This is a genomic window from Klebsiella sp. S69 (genome assembly GCF_016516145.1).
Classification (GTDB): Bacteria; Pseudomonadota; Gammaproteobacteria; order Enterobacterales; family Enterobacteriaceae; genus Klebsiella; species Klebsiella oxytoca.
On record NZ_JACVUU010000001.1, the window covers coordinates 167,757 to 186,565 of the forward strand.

Annotated in this window: 17 protein-coding genes; 2 read left to right on the plus strand and 15 right to left on the minus strand. The window is 54.8% G+C overall.

Annotated features, from left to right (window positions below; all coding sequences use genetic code 11):
* Positions 1-77 precede the first annotated feature (77 nt).
* The 7 genes from IAE27_RS00780 to IAE27_RS00810 form a co-directional block, all read right to left on the minus strand.
* Positions 78-1,478, minus strand: a complete 1,401-nt coding sequence (locus tag IAE27_RS00780; RefSeq protein WP_064344871.1) for an MFS transporter — start codon at positions 1,476-1,478, stop codon at positions 78-80.
* 404 nt (positions 1,479-1,882) lie between these two features.
* Positions 1,883-3,247: an MFS transporter gene (locus IAE27_RS00785; RefSeq protein ID WP_004099507.1), complete on the minus strand. Its 1,365-nt coding sequence runs from the start codon at positions 3,245-3,247 to the stop codon at positions 1,883-1,885.
* Between the two features lie 10 nt (positions 3,248-3,257).
* Positions 3,258-4,076 (minus strand): sugar phosphate isomerase/epimerase family protein, encoded by an 819-nt coding sequence (locus IAE27_RS00790; protein WP_016808677.1) that lies wholly within the window; start codon positions 4,074-4,076, stop codon positions 3,258-3,260.
* Positions 4,077-4,140: 64 nt separating this feature from the next.
* Positions 4,141-5,844, minus strand: a complete 1,704-nt coding sequence (locus IAE27_RS00795; RefSeq protein ID WP_070557189.1) for an FAD-dependent oxidoreductase — start codon at positions 5,842-5,844, stop codon at positions 4,141-4,143.
* 10 nt (positions 5,845-5,854) lie between these two features.
* A complete protein-coding gene (locus IAE27_RS00800; RefSeq protein WP_070557190.1) occupies positions 5,855-6,175 on the minus strand; it encodes an NIPSNAP family protein in 321 nt (106 codons plus the stop codon).
* Positions 6,165-7,865, minus strand: a complete 1,701-nt coding sequence (locus tag IAE27_RS00805; RefSeq protein ID WP_142475292.1) for an FAD-dependent oxidoreductase — start codon at positions 7,863-7,865, stop codon at positions 6,165-6,167. The genes IAE27_RS00800 and IAE27_RS00805 overlap by 11 nt, the downstream gene beginning before the upstream one ends.
* Positions 7,862-8,683 (minus strand): shikimate dehydrogenase family protein, encoded by an 822-nt coding sequence (locus IAE27_RS00810; RefSeq protein ID WP_016808680.1) that lies wholly within the window; start codon positions 8,681-8,683, stop codon positions 7,862-7,864. The genes IAE27_RS00805 and IAE27_RS00810 overlap by 4 nt, the downstream gene beginning before the upstream one ends.
* A gap of 153 nt (positions 8,684-8,836) precedes the next feature.
* Here IAE27_RS00810 and IAE27_RS00815 point away from each other — a divergent pair, with 153 nt between their 5' ends.
* The gene (locus IAE27_RS00815; protein ID WP_004099518.1) at positions 8,837-9,595 is read left to right on the plus strand and encodes an IclR family transcriptional regulator C-terminal domain-containing protein; all 759 of its coding nucleotides are present in this window, start codon (positions 8,837-8,839) and stop codon (positions 9,593-9,595) included.
* A gap of 100 nt (positions 9,596-9,695) precedes the next feature.
* On the opposite strand, the gene IAE27_RS00820 is transcribed toward IAE27_RS00815, so the two are convergent.
* The 8 genes from IAE27_RS00820 to IAE27_RS00855 all read right to left on the minus strand — a co-directional run bounded on the left by IAE27_RS00820 (position 9,696) and on the right by IAE27_RS00855 (position 17,863).
* Complete coding sequence (locus tag IAE27_RS00820) at positions 9,696-10,028, minus strand: hypothetical protein (protein ID WP_070557192.1); 333 nt, start codon at positions 10,026-10,028, stop codon at positions 9,696-9,698.
* Between the two features lie 467 nt (positions 10,029-10,495).
* Complete coding sequence (gene cyoE / locus IAE27_RS00825) at positions 10,496-11,383, minus strand: heme o synthase (protein ID WP_004111018.1); 888 nt, start codon at positions 11,381-11,383, stop codon at positions 10,496-10,498.
* Between the two features lie 11 nt (positions 11,384-11,394).
* Positions 11,395-11,724: a cytochrome o ubiquinol oxidase subunit IV gene (locus tag IAE27_RS00830; RefSeq protein WP_004099523.1), complete on the minus strand. Its 330-nt coding sequence runs from the start codon at positions 11,722-11,724 to the stop codon at positions 11,395-11,397.
* Positions 11,724-12,335 (minus strand): cytochrome o ubiquinol oxidase subunit III, encoded by a 612-nt coding sequence (locus tag IAE27_RS00835; protein ID WP_004099525.1) that lies wholly within the window; start codon positions 12,333-12,335, stop codon positions 11,724-11,726. The genes IAE27_RS00830 and IAE27_RS00835 overlap by 1 nt, the downstream gene beginning before the upstream one ends.
* Positions 12,325-14,316, minus strand: coding sequence for a cytochrome o ubiquinol oxidase subunit I (gene cyoB, locus IAE27_RS00840; RefSeq protein ID WP_004099527.1), 1,992 nt, complete (start codon positions 14,314-14,316; stop codon positions 12,325-12,327). Before cyoB ends, IAE27_RS00835 begins: the two co-directional genes overlap by 11 nt.
* Positions 14,317-14,335: 19 nt before the next feature.
* Positions 14,336-15,283, minus strand: a complete 948-nt coding sequence (gene cyoA, locus IAE27_RS00845) for a cytochrome o ubiquinol oxidase subunit II (protein ID WP_004099529.1) — start codon at positions 15,281-15,283, stop codon at positions 14,336-14,338.
* Positions 15,284-15,763: 480 nt separating this feature from the next.
* Positions 15,764-17,239: a muropeptide MFS transporter AmpG gene (ampG, locus tag IAE27_RS00850; RefSeq protein WP_032727877.1), complete on the minus strand. Its 1,476-nt coding sequence runs from the start codon at positions 17,237-17,239 to the stop codon at positions 15,764-15,766.
* A 45-nt stretch (positions 17,240-17,284) separates the two neighbouring features.
* The gene (locus IAE27_RS00855) at positions 17,285-17,863 is read right to left on the minus strand and encodes a lipoprotein (protein WP_004111021.1); all 579 of its coding nucleotides are present in this window, start codon (positions 17,861-17,863) and stop codon (positions 17,285-17,287) included.
* Positions 17,864-18,168: 305 nt separating this feature from the next.
* On the opposite strand from IAE27_RS00855, the gene bolA reads away from it, so the two are divergent.
* The gene (gene bolA / locus IAE27_RS00860; RefSeq protein ID WP_004133447.1) at positions 18,169-18,486 is read left to right on the plus strand and encodes a transcriptional regulator BolA; all 318 of its coding nucleotides are present in this window, start codon (positions 18,169-18,171) and stop codon (positions 18,484-18,486) included.
* Positions 18,487-18,809: the final 323 nt, after the last annotated feature.

Consider the following 18,809-nt stretch of genomic DNA (forward strand, 5'->3'; position numbering starts at 1 on the left):
CTCTAAATAGAGACTTCGGATTTCAGATGTTCTTCTGGATAGCCCGCACCCGGAGAGCGCGGGGCAGGTTTCGGGCTTTACATTTCTCCACGCGCTTCGCGCTCTTTCAGCTCTTGCATAATCTGTGGGTACTGTTTATCCAGCCGATAAAACAGCAGGGTGATGATGACCACAATCCACAGGAAGAATGAGCCGTAGAGATAAACGTTATTAATCATGTCGATAGCGCTTTGCGGTTGAACGCCGGATCCGCTGCTGGAACTGACGTAGCCCGAGATGCTTAACAGGCCGGAGATAACCGCGGCGGCAATGCCTGCGCCGAGCTTCGTACCGACAGACCCCGCAGAGAAGATCATTCCCTCCTGGCGGACGCGCGTTTTCCACTGGCCATATTCGACGGCGTCGCCGCAGAAGCCGAATAGCACGGCATTCAGCGGCGCGAAGCCGATACCGCGAATAATGGCGTTTGCCAGCGCCCAGTGGTAGTCGTCAGAATTAAACATAAACAGCACCTGGCCTATGGTCGCCAGCACAATGCCGCAAAGGGCCACATTGCGTTTACCGTATTTTCGAATGGGGACGGAACTCAAGAAGGTGAAAATAATGATGCAGGCGGTTTCGGCCACGAAAATGGAGCTGTAGAAGGTATCGTCGCCTAGCACGTAGCGGCAGTAGTAAGGTAGCGCGATACCAACCACGGTGTAATAAACGCTCTGGGCTGTCCAGAGGATCGCGCTGGCCCAGAAGTACTGGTTACGGAAGAGGGCAGAAAGCTGCGTTTTTACCGCTACGTTTCCCTGCTTTTCCCGCGCTTTGATAACCACTTTTTCTTCACATTTGTAGAAGCAAAACAGCAGTAACAGCAGCGCCAGAAAAGCCCAGATGGCCATGGTTTTAATCCATGCTGCCTGATCGTCGCCGAAATATTTCACCAGCGGCAATGTACAAGCCACGGCGAGAATGCGGCCAAATGGCGACATCGACATGCGGGTGATGCTAAGCATATCCCTTTCCCAGGAGGTCCGGGTCATCATCGCGGAGAGGCTGCCATAGGGGAGATTGATCGCGGTGTAGCACACGGTGGTACAGAAGTTATAGGCTACCAGCAGGTAGAGAAACTGCAGCGTTCCGGTGGTTTGGGGCACGGTAAACAGCAGAATCGCCGATACGGCGTAGGGGACGCTCATCCACAGCAGCCAGGGGCGTGATTTTCCCCAGCGAGAGTTTGTGCGCTCAACCATCAGACCCATAATGACATCGGAAACACCGTCAAACAGACGTGAGATCAGCATTACCAGACCAACCGTGGCGATACTGATGCCGACATAATCCGTATAGAAAAGCGTTAAAACTGTGCCGATCATGCCGAAAACGACGTTACAGGCGGTATCGCCTCCACCATAGGCTATCCGGGTCGTCCAGGTTAACTTATCGCCGCGTGATGCTACGGGAGAAATAAGGATCTGCTGTTCACTCATGGTCTATTCCTTTGTCGGGGGGACAAGTAAGGACCTCAGCGCCAGTTCCACCGGCACTACCTTATCCTGATGTCAGCCAGAACATAAGGAAATGTTTGTTTCGTTTCAATGGTTATATGAAATTTAACTTCTGTATATGAGAGGCGGATCGAAAAATAGAAAAGATTGTGCGTCCGATGCGGCTCGGGGAATCATCAAGTCATTCTGATTAATAAGGTTATTTGCTGCCTTTTTTGACGCTCATTGATTCATCTTGTATATGCTATTTGTGATTTTGAGTGCTGATTTTGTGAAGTGAATCGATAAGGCATTAGATTTTTATTTTTCATTATTAATGTAAATTGAAATTAATTTTTCTTTTTTGTGGTCGGGCATGCTGCAGCATGCCCGACTGATTAACGCATTTAACCGGTATTGCCGAACGCGGCGGTGGAGGAGGTGGATTTTGGCGCCGAATCAGCCGCGAAAATTCCTTTGGCCGCGAGCCCGGCGACGGTGATCGCGGCGGGGATGCCAAGGATCAGAAAAACGCTTTCGAAGCTAATATTCAGCGCCAGCATCTCAGCTCCGGCAAAAGCGCTGAGGATGGCGCCCATGCGGCCCACGCCGTGCATCCAGCTGGAACCTGTAGCCCGCGCTTCGGTAGGATAGTAGCGGGCGGAAAGCGCATTCATACCGGTATTGGCGCCGTTTAAACAGGCTCCGCTGATAAACGCCAGCAGGCAGATGAGCGCAAAGCTTGCCGCTGCATATCCCATTGCCATCGTAAACAGGCCGCCAACGGCGTAAATCATTCCGAGCGCCCGATGCGGATTAATCCGGTCCATCAACCAGCCCGCAAACAGCGAGCCAATGGTTCCTCCCGCCTGGTACATTGCGGTCATCACCGCCGCCTGGCCAACCGTTAATCCCACCTCTTTCACCAGCGTCGGTAACCAGCTACCGAGAAGATAGACCAGAAAGAGCCCCATAAAATAGACCAGCCAGAGCATCATCGAACCGAAGCGATACTGGCGGGAGAGAACGATGCGCATCGCATTTGCCTGCACGGGCTGGGCTGGGAGAGTGAACTCGGCATCATCGGCGATTTGGCCCGGATAGAGGCGCTGCAAAATCAGCCGAATACGTCGGGCTGGCGCGCGCTTAACCACCAGAAAACGCACCGATTCCGGTAACAGCCAGATCAGGAGCGGCGCGAACAGCAGCGGGAGGATGCCGCCGAGCAGCATCAGCGAGTGCCAGCCAAACTTCGGGATTAGCCATGAGGCGGAGAATCCTCCCGCCGCGGCGCCAAAGGTGAAGCCGCAAAAAATAATCGTAATCAGAAACGAGCGCTGACGCTCAGGCGCATACTCCGACACCAGAGTGCCGATATTCGGCATGGCGGCGCCTAATCCGAGCCCGGTCAGAAAACGAAAAAGCACCATCTGTTCGATGTTTTGCGAAAGGGCGGTGGCAATGGTCCAGAAGCCGAAGAAGAAGACGCTATTGATGATGATTTTTTTCCGCCCCAGCCAGTCGGCGAGCGGCCCGGAGAATATAGCGCCCAGCGCAAGGCCTATCAGCGCGGCGCTGATGACAAAACCGAGTTCATGGTTGCTTACTCCCCATTCCTGCTTCAGCGTCGGGGCGATAAATCCCATGATGGCGATATCAAAGCCGTCCAGCGCAATCACGCAGAAGCCTAAAAACACCACCAGTTTTTGAAAGCGGCTGAGCGGATTGGCGTTGATTAACTCCCTGACGTCCAGGCGTTGAGTCTGTGTCATGGGATGCTCCTTATGCGCAAGGGCGCAGGTAGGACTGCGCGGCGTTAAACAGCAACTGAGCGCGAGTGAGTGCCGGCAGCGCGCCGCGTTCGCCGCTTAGCGGAACCTCGATAGAAACCGGCAGCGTCGCCGGAAGCGCCGCCATCAGTCCATGCAGATCGAGCCCGCCTTCGCCGGGCACCTTACGCGCGGCGCGGGCCTGGTAAATCAGCTCCTGTTCATCTGCGGGGATTTGCGGCGAGGCATCGCAAAGCTGCATATAGTTGAGGCAGTTTTTCGGCAGCGCGGCGAGCGTAGACAGCGACTCGCCTGAGCGCCAGAAATGAATCGCGTCGATCAAAATACCGATATCCTGGCGGCCGCTGGCGGCGATAAGTGCCTGGGCTTCGGCGATGGTGCGCAGCTGTGTCCAGGGCATGGGCTCCAGGTTCATGGTTAAACCATACTCCTGGCCAGCTTCGGCAAGCCGGGCCAGATTTTCCGCGCTGCGAGAGCGGTTGTCATCATTTCCGGCGACTAAAACCTGTCTGGCGCCCAGACGCGCGGCGGTATGGAGAAAGAGCTGCAAACGAGCGTCCAGCGAAAAATCTGGCGTCAGGCGGACTATCTCAACGTCCGAGACGCGAATACCGGTTTCCATCAGCGCTGCCAGGGTATCGCGGACAGCGGCAGTATCGCCCAGCATGCCATAGTCAGGGTCGGTCGCCGTGGCGGGAAGCAGGCGCAGGCCGACGTGAGTAAATCCGGTTTGGGCCGCGATCCGCACCTGTTGCGGTGGCGGGACGTCGAGTAGGGTAAGCGCGGCGAGTGACAGGGTTCGCATGTTCATAAAGGACTCCAGTACAGTTGCAGGTGATTGTTGTTATGCGTATTGCCGTCCCTGGTAAAATGCTTTACTGCGTTGCTTTATTAATGTTTTCTGCCAGTTTTTTACCGACCATGTAGCCAAAGGTCATGGCCGGACCAAGCGTGATACCGCCGCTGGGATAGAATCCCCGCATCACGCTCGACATATCGTTGCCGATGGCGTAAAGGCCCTGAATCGGTTGCTGCTGCGCGTTGAGAACCCGCGCATTCTCATCGGTAATTAAACCGCTGAAGGAGCCCAGCGAACCGGGCAGAATGCGTACCGCATAAAAAGGCGCGCGGCTGAGTTTCCCAAGCGTAGGGTGAGGGGAACGGCTGGCGTCCCCCTGCGCGCGGTTGTATGCCGACGCGCCGCGCTGATAATCCTTATCCTCCCCCTTGTCTACAAAACCGTTAAAACGGGCGATCGTTTTCGCCAACTGCTGCGAATCGATAGCGCATGCTTTCGCCAGCGCTTCCAGCGTCTCGCCGACGTACAGATAGCCGGTGCGTCGCCAGGACTCCGGGGCAAAAGGAAAAGGGCGGGCATGGCCTAACCCATAGCGCCGAAGCGCACGGCTATCGCCAATCAGCCACGCCTGTGGCGCTTCGCCTGGCGGCGTGGCCTCCAGCAGCGCGGCGATAAAATCGTGGTAGGAATCAGCCTCATTGGTAAAGCGTTTACCGTTGGGCAGTACGGCAATAAAGCCGGGCTTGGCGCGTTCAACCAGATGTGGGAAGACCAGCTGCAGACCGCTGGCCTGCGTCACGCGCGAAACGGGCGCCCAGGCCATCGCATGCCTGAGCGTGGTATCAAACTGGCCGCCGACCGTTTCGCCAAGGCGGATGCCCTCCCCCTGATTACCCGGAGGCGCGGCGGAGAAGTGGCCATAGCCGCTGGCGGCGTGCGGCACGTTTTCGGCCAGGCGCTGTCTGTCGTGAGGAAAGCCGCCGCAGGCGAGGATCACCGCACCGGCCCGAACCTCTATCCGGCCGTCGTCGCTGCGTAATATCGCGCCCTTTACTCCGTTCCCGGATGCGAGCAGCCGTTCAACCGGCGCATTAAGCTGAAAAGTCACTCCTGCATCCAGCGCCGAGCGCAGCAGCCGGGCAACCAAAGCGTTGCCGTTAACCAGATGCTGTCCGCGTCCGGCGCGCAGCCGCTGCCAGCCGTGGCGCAGCAGGCGACGGCTGGCATACAGCGCCGATCGCGGCGAGCGAGTGGCGTTGAAAAAGTGTGCCATATCCGTGCCGCCGGCAATGCCCATCCCCGCGAGGCTGATAGTCTCCAGAGGCGGGCGCAGGCGATGCAGCCAGTCGCCGAGCAGCCGCCCATCGAAAGGCTGCGCCGTGACCGAGCGCCCTCCGGCGGCCGATCCCGGCGAATGATGAAAATCGGGCATTTTGCTGCCGGAAAGAAACTGCACGGCAGTATGGCGGCGGAAAAAGTCAATCATCTCCGGTCCGTGCCGTAAGTAGGCAAGCAGGCGCGCATCGGCGGGTTCACCGTTCATTTCATGCTGCAAATAAACCAGCGGTGCGTTGGGCTCTTCCTTAATCCCCTCTTCACGCGCCAGCGGATTATGCGGGATCCACAGCCAGCCGCCGGACCAGGCGCTGGTGCCGCCAATTACCGACTCTTTCTCCGCAACCAGCACGCTGGCACCGCCAATGGCGGCAGTGACGGCGGCGGAGAGCCCCGCCGCGCCGGAGCCGACCACCAGAACATCCACGTTCATCTGCCCGCTCATAACCGACTCCTTATTGCAGCGGTGAAAAATCAGTAGGGCGCAGAAGAACCGACTCCAGGCGCTCAACGGCGGCCAGTTCGCGGTTCTTGCGTGAAAACGTCAGCCAGCGTTCGTCCTGCGCCATGCGCGCCCTACGCACCAGGCGATCGTCCAGGCTTTCATAGGCCCAGATATGCACCACCTGATTAACCACCCCAATTTCAGTAAAGAAAAAGCCGATGAGTTTGCCGAGATGTTCGGTTTGTACGGCGTAAGCATTGCTTTTATATAACGCCAGCCAGTCGGCCATTTTCAGCGGATTAATGGTGTAGGTACGTTTTTCATAGATCATAATTTTCTCCTGTTGAGAGTGCGTGTTGTTGCGCCATATGGCTGGCTGAGAGATAGCCGAAGGTGAGCGCCGGGCCGAGAGTAATGCCTGGACCGGGATAGGTGCCTGCCATAATCGAATCCATATCGTTACCGACGGCATAGAGCCCTTTAATGGGGCGCCCCTGCTGGTTAATGACCTGAGCATTGGCGGTAGTGACCAGGCCGCGCGAGGTGCCGAGATCGCCGGTATAGAGGGTAATGGCGTAAAACGGCGGGCTGGTCAGCGGAGCGTTACAGGCGTTTGGCCGATGGCCGGGATCGCCCATCGCGCGGTTATAGCTGTTGCCGCCTTTGGCGAACTCCGGGTCGTGGCCCTGGGCGGCATCGCGGTTATAGCGTGCCACCGTTTCTGCCAACGTCTGCGGGTCCAGCCCGAGCTGTTGCGCCAGTTCCGCCAGCGTTTCGGCCTGGTGCAGATAGTCCGCCTTCACCAGCGCGTCGTTATTCACCGGAGCAGGGCGCGCAAGGCCAAGGCCATAGCGCTTCATGGCCAGAGCGTCACAAATCAGGAAGCAGGGGGCGTTTTCTGCCCGGCTTTGCATGGCGCTGGCGAAATGGTGATAAGAATTTGATTCATTCACGAAGCGAACCGCTCGCTGGTTAACGGCAATGACGCCGGGTTTCGCGCGGTCGGTGACCAGGTGAGGGAAGCGCTCTTGCGTGCCGTCGGGACGCCGTAAAACCGAGACCGGCGCCCAGAAAAAGTTAGACGGCAGATCGGCGCCTTCGCGGGCATTGACCGCGGCGGCAAGGCGCAGCGCGGCGCCGTCGTTGGCGGCGGGCGACATGGTGTAGTGCTCGCGAGTAGCAGGGCGATAGCGTTCAGCCAGTTTGCCTGCGGCAAAACCTCCCGCCGCCAGCACCACGCCGCAGCGGGCTTCGAGGCGCTGTGGCTGCCCATCGTTCTCGATTTCCACGCCGGTTATTTCGCCATTGCGTTCGCTTAGCGAAAGCACATTCACGTTGAGCCTGAGCTGCATTCCTTTGCGAAAGGCGAGCGTCGCCATGCGCGCTATCAGCGCGTTACCCATCGCCAGCCGTGTTCCTCGAGGGTATTTGAGCCGATCGCGGCCGTAGCGCAGCAGCAGCTTGCCGCAGTGGGTGATAGAGCGCAGGGAGCGGCGCAGATCGAGAAAGTGCTGGATATCGACCCGATTAACCATCATTCCGCCAAATAGCAGCATCCCCGGCGGAGGAGAACGGAGATCGCGGAAATATTCGCCCAGCTTGCGCCCGTCAAACTCCACCACCTCCAGCGCCCGGCCGACGTCGACGGCACCGGGTTCATCCGGGTAATAATCCGGAGAAAGCGGACGCAGGCTATATTTCACCGCCCCCTCTTTTTCAAGGAACGCCAGCGCCTCGCGTCCCGAAGAGATAAAAGCTTCGATCAGATCCTGACGATAGTTGGGCTCGCCGATGATGGTCCGCAGATAGGTTTTGATTGCCTGCTGACTATCGTCTGTAGTCATTGTTCGCGCCTGATCGCTATCGTGGATCCATACCGCGCCGCCGGAAATGGCGGACGTGCCGCCAAACTGCGGGGCTTTTTCCAGCATCAGCACCGACAGCCCTTTACAGCTGGCGGTCACCGCCGCGGCAAAGCCTGCTGCGCCGCTGCCGATAACGATGACATCCCAGCTTTTCATGCTGCCGCTCCTTGTTCCTGCGGAATAGCGCCAATGAACTGCCCCATGAGTTTCATCTGCGCCAGCGCCATCTCCGGCCCGGTCTGGATAGTGCAGCCGCGATCGCGGGCGAAGGCCAGAAGCGGGGTGACGATCGGCGCGGTTACCACGTCAGCGACATGCGTTGCTGCGGGAAGGGTTTCCAGCAGCGCCTGCGGCAGCGGTAAAGAAGCGAAACCGGTCATTCCCGCTGGAGAGCCATTCACCACTAAATCCAGACCAGTAAGGGTAGTGGGCAGGTCGCTGAGCTGAACGTGGGGAAAATGGGCTGCCAGTCGGTTATGCAGTTGCTGAAGGGTAGCGGGATTCTGGTCATGCAGGGCCAGCTGAAGGATGCCCGCTTCGCATAATCCCCAGGCAATTGCGCTGCCGACGCCGCCGCAGCCGGAGAGAAGCGCTTTTTTACCCGCGGCATTAAATCCATGCGCCTCTGCGGCAAGCTGGAAGCCGACGCCATCCAGCATATCGCCTTGCAAACGGCCATCGGCCAGCTTACGGATGACATTGACGGCATTCAGGTGTCGGGCTCGCGGCGTTAACTCATCAACCAGGGCAGCGGCACGCTGTTTATGCGGAACGGTAACCAGCACGCCGCTCATGTTGTGCCAGCCGCGTAGCGTATTGAGATAATCAGCAACGGCTTGCGGAGCGATATCCACCGGGATCATGATGCTATCCATCTGCCGTTCGGCGAAGTAGCGGTTGAAGTTCTCCGGCGATTTAACCTGGGTAATCGGGTGGCCGATAACGGCGACGACCTGAGTGAATCCACTGACCATTTCCAACCTCATTTTGTTAAATGAATGTTGTGAAAGTATTTCAGCGGAAGCTGAGAGCGACAACGCAGAATTCGGCCATACTGGTTGTTAATCGCACCACCACTGCGATAATCGCGCTAAACTGATCATATTGTTGCGAAAGTGTGAACAGCTATGCAAAACCAGATTCATTCCCGCGATCTAATCGTCGGCCTGCAAAAGGGGTTGGCGCTGATCCAGCTATTTTCGAAAGAGTTTCCGCGTCTCACGGTGCCGCAGGCGGCGAAAATGAGCGGTCTGACGCCTAGCGCCGCACGCCGTTTTTTCCTCACGCTGCTGCATGAGCGCTATCTGCAGACCGACGGACGTCACTACTGGCTGACGCCCAAAGCGTTAAGGCTGGGGCAGGCGTATGTGGATTCGGCGCAGTTTCCGCGGATGGTGCGACCGATCGTGGAGTACATCGCCAGCCGAACGGAAGAGCATGCTTCGGTAGGTGTGATTGATGACGATGAGCTGGTTTATATCGCCCGCAGCAAGCATACGCCGTTTAACTCGACTTCAGTGCGTCTGGGAGAAAGGGTGCCGATTTACTGTACCGCCGGAGGGCGGCTCTGGCTGGCTTCGCTGGCGGAAGATGAATGTGAAACCGTTTTGCAGCGGATCCGCCGCGAACAGCGCACGCCCTATACGGTAACGGACGTAGCGGCTTTAATGGAAAAGATCGCTCAGGTGCGTCGGCAGGGCTATGCCGCGATTGAGCAGGAGTTTGAAATTGGCATGCTGGTGCTGGCGGTGCCGCTGTCCGACAGGGAAGGGCTCTACTGGGGGGCGCTGAGCTTAACCAGCCATCAGTCGAGAACCTCGCTGGAGGCGCTGTGTCGCGATCATCTGGATTTACTCTATAGCGCCCAGGCGATGCTGGTGGGGTGAGATAATATCCATGGACTGATGCAACGGAAGGGGAGGCGTCATAATACCGCGCAGATAAAAAGGCAGGGCTAACCCTGCCTTAAGATCGTTTGAGACTGACTTAAGCGGTCAGGTTCTTAGAGAAGGCACCCCAGTCTGCTGCCATCTCACCGGCGAAAGAGGACCAGCTGTTGGAAAGGGCGCTGAGGGCATCATTCAAGCCTGCATGGCTTGCGGAGAGATATTCGCTCCAGTCAGATGCGCCGGTCAGGAATTTGCCGAGCTCAACGGTACCGTTAATGATGGCGTTGGCGATGGTGGTACCAGCGGTGGTGATAAAATCGCTAAAGCCGCTACCGGCGTTGACAACCAGGCTGGTAATGCTGGTCGCAAAATCGACCAGATTAAAACCGCCAGAAATAGATTCCATTTCGCCAATAGTTAATTCTTTCATTGGTATATCCTTGTTTAATTGAATAAATTTTTATTAGTGGGTCTTGTACCCACGGCGCAAGACTACCATTGACGAATTACGGCAGGCTAGCTGTCCAGGCGTGTGAATTGTTGAATTTTTATATCAATTTAAATCAGTGGGAATAGAGACGAAGATAAACCAGCTCATTTCAAATTATGAATATTGTAGCGGCTATTCTGAAGCGAGTATGAAGCCAGACAAGAGGGGCGCAGGACTTATATTGAGTCTGCACGTAATTTATCTACCTTCGTGGATTAAACTGATCGGCTGTGTTTCGCCAGCGGATCGCGGGGTTTATTGAACGACTCTATTTACGCCGGGCCTTGTGCTGCATGACGCGGTGCAAACATTCACCTGAACTAGTCAGAACGTAAGAAATAGAGGAGTGATTAAGAAAGAGTAAGGTGAAAATAATGGCGTATCGAACGATACGCCATTAAGCGATATTAACTGACGTAAGCCAGCAGGCTATGTGAATCCGGCACCATAAAGTCAACGGACATCATCACCGACAGCGCGGTAATGGCGACAATCGAAAAGACGAACAGCTTACGCGCCCAGACTTTATCATCCGCCACTTTATAGCCGCGCAGCGCCATACCGAGCCACCAGACGCTCACGGCCGCAGCGACAACCAGATATTTATATCCGGCGTAGCCGCCCAGAGAGAGCATCAGCGTAGCCACGGTGAAGGCGATGATGTAAACGGTAATATGATTTTTGGCGACTGAAATGCCTTTCACCACCGGTAGAACCGGAATATTCGCTGCCTGATAATCCTTAAAGCGGAAGATCGCGATAGCGTAGGAGTGGGGCATCTGCCACAGGCTGAAAATCGCCAGCAGAATCGCGGCACCGCTGTCAAAATCACCGGTAACCGCGCAGTAGCCAATCACCGGCGGCGCAGCGCCGGAGAGAGAACCAATCAACGTGCCGTAGACGGAGTGGCGCTTCATGTACAGGCTGTAAACGCCGACATAAACCACGAACCCCATCACCCCCAGCCAGCAGGCCAGGGGATTAGCGCCAAACCACAGGAGCATGAAGCCAGCAATACCCAGCACGGTGGCGTATACCAGCGAAGCTTCTGGCGAGATCAGCCCTTTGACCAGCACCCGGTTTTTCGTCCGTTCCATCTTACGATCGATATCACGGTCGATATAGTTGTTGAAAACACAACCCGAGGCGACCACCAGGGATACTCCGAGGAGCGTCCAGAGAAATAGCGGATAGTCGATGTGGCCTTTGGAGGCCAGCAGGAAACCGCCAATCACGGAGATCAGGTTGCCAAAAATGATGCCTGGTTTCGTTACTTGCAGGTATTGCTTAAACATACTCGCCGCTCTTAGTGCATCATCATGTTGTAGTTCAGGTTCCACATAATCCAGATGGAGCCAACGACTACGATAGCAATGATGATTACGGTGAAGATAAATGCGGTCAGGTTCCAACCTTCGTCCGATTTACTGTTCATATGCAGGAAGTACACGAGGTGTACCACAATCTGCACAACTGCAGTAACCAGGATGGTTCCCAGAATTGCCGCATGCGATGCGGAGCCACTCATCACCATTGCAAACGGGATAACCGTCAGAATGATCGACAGAATAAATCCTGTCATGTAGCTCTTCACGCTGCCGTGAGAAGCGCCGCTATGATCGGTAGAATGACTCATTACATCGCCCCCATCAGATAAACAACAGAGAACACGCAGATCCACACGACGTCCAGGAAGTGCCAGAACAGGCTCAGGCACATAATACGGGTGCGGTTAGTGCTGGTCAGCCCACGACGGGAAACCTGAACCATCAGCACCGCCATCCAGATCAGACCTGAAGTCACGTGCAGACCATGGGTGCCGACCAGCGCGAAGAACGCTGACAGGAAGCCGCTGCGATCCGGACCCATACCTTCAACAATCAGATGATGGAATTCATAGAGCTCCATCGCGATGAATCCTGCCCCGAAGAGGAAGGTCAGCGCGAGCCAGGAAACGACCTGGCTCTTGTTGTTTTTGTACATGGCGATAGCCGCCATGCCGTAGGTGATGGAGCTGAACAGCAGCAGCGCGGTTTCAACCAGAACGAACGGCAGTTCAAAAATATCTTTACCGGTCGGACCGCCCGCCGTGCCGTTCACCAGAACGGCATAGGTAGCGAACAGAGTGGCGAAGATAATGCAGTCGCTCATCAGGTAGATCCAGAAACCGAATACCTTCATCGGTCCTGTATCATGGTGCCCGTGTTCGTGCGCGTGGGCGTTATGCGCAAGAGTATCAGTTGCCATTTTTCAGCCCTGCTTTGTTAATCTCATCGAAATGCTGATTTTCCAGTTTTTCGACTACTGCAACCGGCACGTAGTAATCCACGTCCTCGTCAAAGCTCTTAATGATCCAGGTCGCCAGGATGCCGACGAAGCTTGCAATCGCCAGCCACCAGATATGCCAGATCATTGCGAAACCAAACAACGTTGCGAAAGCTGCAATGACAATGCCCGCGCCGCTGTTTTTCGGCATATGAATCTCTTCATAGCCAGCCGGTTTCTTATACGCTTCGCCTTTTTCTTTCATTTCCCAGAACGCGTCACGCTCGTGAACGACAGGAACAATAGCGAAGTTGTAGAACGGCGGAGGAGAAGAGGTTGCCCACTCCAGCGTACGGCCGCCCCATGGGTCACCGGTGAGGTCGCGGTTCTGCTCGCGATCGCGGATAGACACGTAGAACTGAATCAGCTGGCAGAGGATACCGCAGGCGATCAGCGCCGCACCGCAGGCTGCAACAACCAGCATCGGATGGAACTGCGGGTCAATCTGCTGGCTCAGGCGACGGGTCATACCCATGAAGCCCAGCACGTACAGCGGCATAAACGCCACGAAGAAACCGATGATCCAGAACCAGAAAGCGCGTTTGCCCCAGGTTTCGTTCAGCGTGAAGCCAAAGGCTTTCGGCCACCAGTAGGTCAGACCTGCGAAACAACCGAACACCACGCCACCGATGATGACGTTATGGAAGTGCGCGATCAGGAACAGGCTGTTGTGCAGCACGAAGTCTGCGCCCGGTACCGCCAGCAGAACGCCGGTCATACCGCCTACGGAGAAGGTCACGATAAAGCCAATCGTCCACAGCATTGCTGAGTTGAAGACGATGCGGCCCTGGTACATGGTGAACAGCCAGTTGAAGATCTTAACCCCGGTCGGGATAGCGATGATCATGGTCGTAATACCGAAGAAGGCGTTTACGTTCGCGCCCGCACCCATAGTAAAGAAGTGGTGCAGCCAAACGATGAACGACAGAACGGTAATACATACTGTTGCCCATACCAGCGAGGTGTAGCCAAACAGACGCTTACGCGAGAAGGTTGCGGCGATTTCGGAGAAGACGCCGAATACCGGCAGAACCAGAATGTACACTTCCGGGTGACCCCAGGCCCAAATCAGGTTGATGTACATCATCATGTTGCCACCCATATCGTTGGTAAAGAAATGGGTGCCCAGGTAGCGGTCCAGGGTCAGCAGCGCGACGGTGACGGTCAGAATTGGGAAAGAGGCGATAATCAGGATGTTGGCGCACAGAGATGCCCAGCTAAATACCGGCATCTTGAACATGGTCATGCCAGGGGCACGCATCTTGATAATCGTAACAAAGAAGTTAATACCGGTTAACGTTGTACCAATACCGGATAGCTGGAGAGCCCAGATCCAGTAATCGACCCCGACGCCCGGACTGTACTCAATTCCCGATAGCGGCGGATAGGCCAGCCAACCGGTCTGCGCGAATTCACCGACGCCCAGAGAAAGGTTAACCAGAATCACGCCCACAACGGTGAACCAGAAGCTCAGGTTGTTAAGGAATGGGAAGGCAACGTCGCGTGCACCGAGCTGAAGCGGAACCACCAGGTTCATCAGACCGATAACAAACGGCATCGCTACGAAGAAGATCATGATAACGCCGTGGGCGGTAAAGATCTGATCGTAGTGATGAGGCGGCAGGAAGCCTGCTTCCCCGGCCGAGGCCAGCACCTGCTGGCTACGCATCATAACGGCGTCAGCAAAGCCACGCAGCAACATGACGATTGCTACGATAACGTACATGATACCGAGACGTTTGTGGTCAACCGAAGTCAGCCACTCGTTCCAAAGGTAGGACCACTTACCGAAGTAAGTGATGGCAGCCAGAAGCGCCAGCCCCCCAATGATAATTGCAGCCACCGTAACCACAATAATGGGTTCATGGTAGGGCACTGCATCCAGTGTAAGTTTTCCGAACATCGTTTTCTTCCTCGGCCCCTTAGTGAGCGGTTTCCGCGTGGCTCATGTCCATGCCTTCCATTCCTTCGTGCGCTGCATGCTCGCCCTCGGGTTGGGTCATATCCATGCTCTTACCGTGAGACATAAATTTGTTCACCACATCTTTAAACAAATCAGGTTTCACGTTAGAGAAGTATTCCACTTTGTTGTATTCGCTAGGCGCAGCCAGTTTGTCGAACGTTTCCATGGAGTCCATAGCGTTCGCAGACTGTTTGGCTTTCGCTACCCACTGATCGAAGGTTGCACGATCCGGCGTGGCGATAGCTTTGAACTTCATTCCTGAGAAGCCCGGGCCGCTATAGCTGGCGGAGATACCGTCGTAAGTACCAGGTTCGTTCGCGATGAGGTGCAGCTGAGTCTGCATCCCGGCCATTGCGTAAATCTGGCTACCTAAACGTGGGATAAAGAACGAGTTCATCACGGAGTTGGAGGTCACTTTGAAGTGTACCGGTACGTTCGCCGGGAAGGCGATTTCGTTGACGGTAGCAATGCCTTGTTCCGGATAGATGAAGAACCATTTCCAGTCCATCGAAACGACTTCGATGGTGATAGGTTTTTCATCGTGAGCAAGCGGTTTGCTCGGCTCTAATGCGTGAGTTGTTTTCCAGGTCAGAACGGCCAGGAACAGGATGATCAGAATAGGAACCGTCCAGACCACAGCTTCAACTTTGTTGGAGTGTGACCAGTTCGGACTATACTTCGCATCTTTATTGCTCGCACGATACTTCCAGGCAAATCCTACTGCCATCAAGACGGCTGGAATAACGACGATCATCATCAGGCCAAAGGCCGTCAGAATCAGAGAGCGTTGCTCCAGTCCAATCTGTCCTTTTGGGTCGAGGAGTGCAGAATCACAACCACTGAGTAATACAGTGCCTGCGATTAATGACATCCATCCCAAACTTTTATTGTATTTCCTAAGTCTCATTGAACGACCTCAATTCCACGGAATCTGGTGGCGCTTAAAGTGTACGGGCATTTTACGGGAAGGTTGCATTACTGTAAACATAGTTGGAGCTGTGTCTGTTCTATGTTAGCGGCTTCTGCTTGCCTTGTCACATATGTTACGGAGTGTGACATTATAGCTTGCAAACCTTGATTTACGCGGGATTGATAACGAAAGGGATAAGAACGAAAGGGTTTATAAGAGAATGAGCATAACCACCTGCAAAACAAAACAAATAATTAACAATTAATTATCAAATTAAAGACATCATAAAAGCAAAAAATAAAACCAGCTGAGCTGAATCGGTTAAATTATTTATAGATTTGCATAAAAATTGTCAATAATTTCCAGAAATCTAAAACGCACAAAACAACAAATCAGGTACGTTGAATATAAAATCGTTAATAAGACGTTATAATTACGTTTAGTAATTACAACGTCCATTTACGTTCTTGCGCTGATTTAAATCAACTCAGTTTTGCGCAATGCCAGGTAGTCAAGAAACGCGCCGAGCAAAATACCTGCAACGGCGGTAAGAACGGCAACCTCAAGCAGGCCTGCCAGGAAGGAGAAGTTGGTGTAATCCAGCGCGTTGAGCACCAGCAGCAGTAGCCATATCGCCAGCATCAGGCAGCCAATCGCCAGAATAACTAATGCCAGCCCGTAGGCCTGAGGAAAAAGCGTGCGCGGCATAAAGCTCTCCGAACGTTGAGTATGTTCAAGCGTACGGCGACAAATTAACAGCAGCAAAATCCCCGGAACCGCAGCAACAACGGAAAAGAGATAGAAAGCAGGCCATCCGTGGGCTTCGACAAACCAGCCGGCGATAGGCCCCACATATACGCGCCCAACGGCGGAGAGCGCTGAGAGCAAAGCGAACTGGGTGGCTGAAAATGACTTATTGCACAGCGTCATCAGCAGCGCAACGAATGCCGCCGTGCCCATTCCGCCGCACAGGTTTTCGAAAAACACCGCCGTCGCCATGGAGAAAAGGTGTTTATCGGTAATTGAGAGCAGCCAATACCCGGCGTTGGATACCCCCTGCAGCAGGCCGAAAATCAGCAGCGCGCGGAAAAGCGTCAGGCGCTGCATAAGCACGCCGCCATAAAGCGCACCGACAATCGTGGCGAACAGGCCGAGCGTTTTATTGACCATGCCCACTTCGCCCGCATCAAAACCGACGCCGCGAATCAGGAAGGTGGTGGTCAGACTCATGGCAAACGCGTCGCCAAGCTTATAAAGGACGATAAGCAAGAGAATAAGCCAGGCATTATTGCGGCCGAAGAAGTCGCGCAGCGGTGCGGCGACGGCCTGCTCCAGCGTCTTCGGCACCGGAATGACGTCGCTGGGTTCCGGGGCCAGCAGAGTAGCAATAATGCAGGGGATTAGCAGTGCGGCCATCAGCCAGTACATTCCCTGCCATCCCAGCCAGCGATCGGCCAGCCATAGCGCCAGCCCGCCGGAAACCAGCATCCCCAGACGATAGCCCAGCACGCTGATTGCCGCCCCGGTACCTCGCTCTTCTGCGGCCAGCACGTCGGTCTTCCACGCGTCAAACACGATATCCTGCGAGGCGGAACAAAAAGCGATAACGACCGCCAGCGCCGCCATCCAGCGTAGTTGCGTGGAAGGTTCAAGGAATCCCATCGCCGCAATGGCAATAAGTAGCAGGATCTGGGTCGCCAGCAGCCAGCCGCGTCGACGACCAAGAAACGGCGGCGTATAGCGGTCCATTACCGGCGACCAGAGGAACTTAAAGACGTAGGCCTGCCCGACGAGCGAGAAAAAACCGATGGTTTTGAGATCGATGTTTTCAACGGTCATCCACGCCTGTAGCGTGCCGGAGGTCAGGGCTAGCGGTAATCCAGAGGCGAAACCGAGAATCAGCAGGATAGCTGATTTTGGCTGCGTGAAAATGCGTAAATAATGATTGGACATAGCATATCGTGCAGACCCGACGCGAGGCCGGGTCTGCAACTCAAATTAACGCGCGTTTTGCTTGATGAAATCGTGAATGCTGGTGTCCTGCGCCATGTCGGCGATGGTATCGGTCATGACGCTATTAACCGCATCGGCGATATTTTTGTTCGAGGCCTGGAAGGCGCCTTCAACAGAGTAGCTGGCACGGTAGTTTTTCGTCATCTTATTACCGTTGGCGGCGGTCGCGATAATGGCAATATCCGCTTTGGTCGCAATGTTGTAGCGTACGTTGCCTTGAGAAACGTCGGCGTACAGTTTGTTGACGATGATTTGCAGGTCAACCGCGCCGTTTGGACCAATCATGTAGCCACGCGAGGTCATCTGCTTCTCGAGCACTTCCTGCAGCAAGAAACGCAGGTCGCGGGAGGCGGTTAGCGTAACCTGCTGATTATCACGGGTGACTTTCGCCAGCGCCTGATCCGGACGCTGATCGGCGCCGTTAATGCTGACGGTCACGCCCATCAGGCTCGGATCCTGCTGCGGCAGCGTGATTTTCGGCGATACCTCAATAGTGGTCGGCGGAGTGGCGCATCCGGCCAGCATAAACAGCGCGACTAAAGGAAAGAGAATTTTCTTAAACATGTTCAGGGTCTCAACGCATGGTGGAGTGGTAATGAGGAAAATTCCCGCCATCATAACATCGCCAACGGCAAGGGGAAGTGGCAACGCATGTAAATTCATCGTCTTGTGCGTTTTCTGGCCTTGCCATATCGGTTATCTCCTTCCGGGCGGGGCTTCAGCGAGACAGAATCAGTAAACCTGATACTTTTGCCGCAAAATATCAGAGGAATGCTAATTTTTTGTTGTTTTCGCCCAATGGAAGCGGTAAAAGCGGCTAACATTTAAAGGGAATGGCGGCAATACAGCGTTGTCGGAGGAGAAAATTCATGATGATACGTGAACAGATCGAAGCAAAACTTAGGGCAGCGTTCGACCCGGTGTATCTTGAAGTCGTGGATGAAAGCTATCGCCACAACGTTCCTGCGGGCTCTGAAAGTCATTTTAAAGTGGTGTTGGTAAGCGATCGCTTCCTTGGCGAGCGTTTTCTTAATCGTCACCGTATGATTTACGGAACGTTGACTGAGGAACTATCAAGCACCGTGCACGCTCTGGCGTTGCATACCTACACAATCAAAGAGTGGGAAGGGCTACAGGATACCGTCTTTGCTTCTCCTCCTTGTCGCGGAGCTGGAAGTATCGCGTAGAAATCACATTTGCAACCGCTGGAGCTTTTCCAGTATGTTGCGTGGAGATTTATGAGAAAACGGCCTGCGGGCCGTTTTGTTTTGCCTGAAAATTGTGCGATGCGCGCGTTTTGGCAGGCAAATTTGCTCGGGAAATGTGAAAAAAGCCGCAGCAGTGGGCGACAACCGTTCTCGACTCACAAAAGTGATGCCGCTATAATGCCGCGTCTTTTATTATGAATGTCTTCGGGATGATTCTGACGACAGGGAATGTGTTTCTGATTTGAAGAGGGCATCCCGGTTCTGCGAAGCAACCAGTTCGCGCTTCCAGAGTTGACCGAGCA

Excerpts from the sequence above, each read along its gene's own strand:
- IAE27_RS00780 (WP_064344871.1), bottom strand. The coding sequence starts at position 1,478 with ATGAGTGAACAGCAGATCCTTATTTCTCCCGTAGCATCACGCGGCGAT.
- IAE27_RS00785 (WP_004099507.1), bottom strand. The coding sequence starts at position 3,247 with ATGACACAGACTCAACGCCTGGACGTCAGGGAGTTAATCAACGCCAAT.
- IAE27_RS00790 (WP_016808677.1), bottom strand. The coding sequence starts at position 4,076 with ATGAACATGCGAACCCTGTCACTCGCCGCGCTTACCCTACTCGACGTC.
- IAE27_RS00795 (WP_070557189.1), bottom strand. The coding sequence starts at position 5,844 with ATGAGCGGGCAGATGAACGTGGATGTTCTGGTGGTCGGCTCCGGCGCG.
- IAE27_RS00800 (WP_070557190.1), bottom strand. The coding sequence starts at position 6,175 with ATGATCTATGAAAAACGTACCTACACCATTAATCCGCTGAAAATGGCC.
- IAE27_RS00805 (WP_142475292.1), bottom strand. The coding sequence starts at position 7,865 with ATGAAAAGCTGGGATGTCATCGTTATCGGCAGCGGCGCAGCAGGCTTT.
- IAE27_RS00810 (WP_016808680.1), bottom strand. The coding sequence starts at position 8,683 with ATGGTCAGTGGATTCACTCAGGTCGTCGCCGTTATCGGCCACCCGATT.
- IAE27_RS00815 (WP_004099518.1), top strand. The coding sequence starts at position 8,837 with ATGCAAAACCAGATTCATTCCCGCGATCTAATCGTCGGCCTGCAAAAG.
- IAE27_RS00820 (WP_070557192.1), bottom strand. The coding sequence starts at position 10,028 with ATGAAAGAATTAACTATTGGCGAAATGGAATCTATTTCTGGCGGTTTT.
- cyoE (WP_004111018.1), bottom strand. The coding sequence starts at position 11,383 with ATGTTTAAGCAATACCTGCAAGTAACGAAACCAGGCATCATTTTTGGC.
- IAE27_RS00830 (WP_004099523.1), bottom strand. The coding sequence starts at position 11,724 with ATGAGTCATTCTACCGATCATAGCGGCGCTTCTCACGGCAGCGTGAAG.
- IAE27_RS00835 (WP_004099525.1), bottom strand. The coding sequence starts at position 12,335 with ATGGCAACTGATACTCTTGCGCATAACGCCCACGCGCACGAACACGGG.
- cyoB (WP_004099527.1), bottom strand. The coding sequence starts at position 14,316 with ATGTTCGGAAAACTTACACTGGATGCAGTGCCCTACCATGAACCCATT.
- cyoA (WP_004099529.1), bottom strand. The coding sequence starts at position 15,283 with ATGAGACTTAGGAAATACAATAAAAGTTTGGGATGGATGTCATTAATC.
- ampG (WP_032727877.1), bottom strand. The coding sequence starts at position 17,239 with ATGTCCAATCATTATTTACGCATTTTCACGCAGCCAAAATCAGCTATC.
- IAE27_RS00855 (WP_004111021.1), bottom strand. The coding sequence starts at position 17,863 with ATGTTTAAGAAAATTCTCTTTCCTTTAGTCGCGCTGTTTATGCTGGCC.
- bolA (WP_004133447.1), top strand. The coding sequence starts at position 18,169 with ATGATGATACGTGAACAGATCGAAGCAAAACTTAGGGCAGCGTTCGAC.